Below are 2,285 nucleotides of genomic sequence, written 5' to 3' on the forward strand. Positions count from 1 at the left end.
GTGCTGCCGCACGTGCCGCACCACGAACACGCGCACGGCGGCGGCAACCGCTGGCGCTCGCCGGCCTTGTGGATGCTCGGCGGCATCGCGCTCGTCGCGCTGATCGCCGAAGGCGCGATGTACGACTGGGCGACGGTCTACATGCGCGACGTCGTCGCCGCGAGCCCCGCGCTCGCGAGCGCCGCCTATGCCGCGTTCTCGGGCGGGATGGCCATCGCGCGCTTCGCGGGCGACGCCGTGCGCGCCCGCTTCGGCGCGCCGCAGCTCGTATTCGCGAGCGCGTCGCTCGCCTGCGCGGGGATGATCGGCGCGCTGCTGCTGCCGTATTCGGCCGCCGTGCTGACCGGCTTCACGCTGATGGGCCTCGGCCTCGCGAACATGATGCCGGTACTGTTCGCGGCCGCCGCGCGCGTGAAGGGCATCCATGCGGCCGAAGGGCTCGCGCACGTGGCCGGGCTCGCGTATTTCGGCATGCTGTTCGGTCCGGTCGTGATCGGCGCCGTCGCACAAGCCTCGAACCTGACGATCGGCCTGTCCGTCGTCGCGCTGTGCGCGGCGCTCGTCGCGGCCATCGCGCCGAAGGTGCTCACGCGGCTGAAGATCTGACCGCGCCGCAGGCGCCGGCCCAAAAGAAAACGCGCATGCGTTGCCGCATGCGCGCTTTCACCCCTTCTGTTGACCGCTTGTTGCGTTACATCTTCACTTCGTCGAGCAGCGATTTCTTGCCGTTCTTGTAGTTGTACAGCGAGATCACGCCGTGCTGCAGGTCGCCCTTCGAGTCGAAGGTCGTCGTGCCGATCACGCCCGAGTAGTTCGTCGCCGGCATCGCCGCGAGGATCTTCGCCGGATCCGTCGAGTTCGAGCGCTTCATCGCATCGACGATGATGTACACGGCGTCATACGTGAACGGTGCGTAGATCTGGATCGGCTGGCCGAAGCGCTTCTCGTACTTCGCCTTGAACGCCGCGCCGCCCGACATCTTCTCGAGCGAAGCACCGGCTTCCGAGCACACCACGTTGTCGGTCGCGTCGCCAGCCAGGTCGGCCAGCTTTTCCGTGCACACGCCGTCGCCCGCGAAGATCTTCGCGCGCAGGCCCAGCTGCTTCGCCTGTTTCGCGAACGGGCCGCCGGTGGCGTCCATGCCGCCGTACATGATCGCGTCCGGATTCTCGCCCTTGATCTTGGTCAGAATCGCGCGGAAGTCGACCGCCTTGTCGTTGGTCGCGTCATGCGACACAACCTTCAGGCCGAGCGCCTTGGCCTTCTTCTCGAACTCGTTCGCGAGACCCTGGCCGTAGGCGGTCGAATCGTCGACCACGGCCACGCTCTTGATGCCCTTCGAGTGCGCGTAGTTCGCGAGTGCCGGGCCCTGCTGCGCATCGGTGGCCACCACGCGGTACGTGGTCTTGAAGCCCTGCTGCGTATAGGCCGGGTTGGTCGCCGACGGCGAGATCTGCACGATGCCCGCATCGCTGTAGATCTTCGAGGCCGGGATCGACGTGCCCGAGTTCAGGTGGCCGACCACTGCAACGACCTTGTCGTCGACGAGCTTCTGCGCAACCTGCGTGGCCTGCCGCGGGTCGGCCGCGTCATCCTGCGGGTCGAGTTGCAGCGTGATTTTCTGGCCGCCGATCGTGAGACCCTTGGCGTTGATCTCCTCGACTGCGAGACGCGCACCGTTTTCGTTGTCCTTGCCCAGGTGTGCAATGCCGCCCGTCAAGGGCGCGACGTGGCCGATCTTGACGACTTGATCGGCGGCCGCGTTGCTTGCAGCTGCAACGCACAGCATCGCCGCGGCGGTGATCGGCAACAGCTTTTGCATCTTGATATTCATGTAAGTCTCCAGTTTCGGTCCCAATAAACGCCATCGCCCGGTGCCCCGCTGCCATCCCTGTGTTTGCAATCACTGGACGATTCGCCGGTTGCATCGTTCATGCACTTGGCCTCAGCACGTGAAAACCGCCGCTTTTAGCAGCTGCCCGCCCGTACTTGCGCGCAAGTGTAGGTGATCAAATTAATTTGTGGGACTTTTTTGGGGTAGTGGTAACACTACCGATATGCACACTTTGGAATGACTACTCGAATATCGCTGCGAGCCCCGCCGGATAAGGGTTTCCGCTAATTCCTGGCGATGTGCTGAAAGGTCGTTTTAAAACGTTCCCGGGGCATTTCGATTCGGTATTTTGTGCCCGTGATCATTGAATGAAACGCGCGTGACAACGCGCGTTTCGTCGTCCGATATGAACGATTCAGGCAGCGGCCGCGCGCCATTCGGCATCGAGCGC

1 protein-coding gene and 1 pseudogene are annotated in these 2,285 nt (G+C 64.0%); one reads left to right on the forward strand and one right to left on the reverse strand.

Features of this window, described 5'->3' with window-relative positions; genetic code table 11:
- Nucleotides 1-606, forward strand: a pseudogene (locus tag JYJ84_RS34560) (MFS transporter); the annotation flags it as partial.
- An 85-nt stretch (nt 607-691) separates the two neighbouring features.
- On the opposite strand, the gene JYJ84_RS34565 reads toward JYJ84_RS34560, so the two are convergent.
- On the reverse strand, nt 692-1,834 hold the full coding sequence (locus JYJ84_RS34565; protein WP_175222295.1) for a branched-chain amino acid ABC transporter substrate-binding protein: 1,143 nt from the start codon (nt 1,832-1,834) through the stop codon (nt 692-694).
- Between the last annotated feature and the right edge of the window lie 451 nt (nt 1,835-2,285).

The sequence above is a fragment of the Burkholderia sp. LMG 13014 genome, from assembly GCF_905232215.1.
Taxonomy (GTDB): Bacteria; Pseudomonadota; Gammaproteobacteria; order Burkholderiales; family Burkholderiaceae; genus Burkholderia.

Bases quoted from the DNA above. Each gene is read 5' to 3' on its own strand.
- JYJ84_RS34565 (WP_175222295.1), bottom strand. From the start codon at position 1,834: ATGAATATCAAGATGCAAAAGCTGTTGCCGATCACCGCCGCGGCGATG.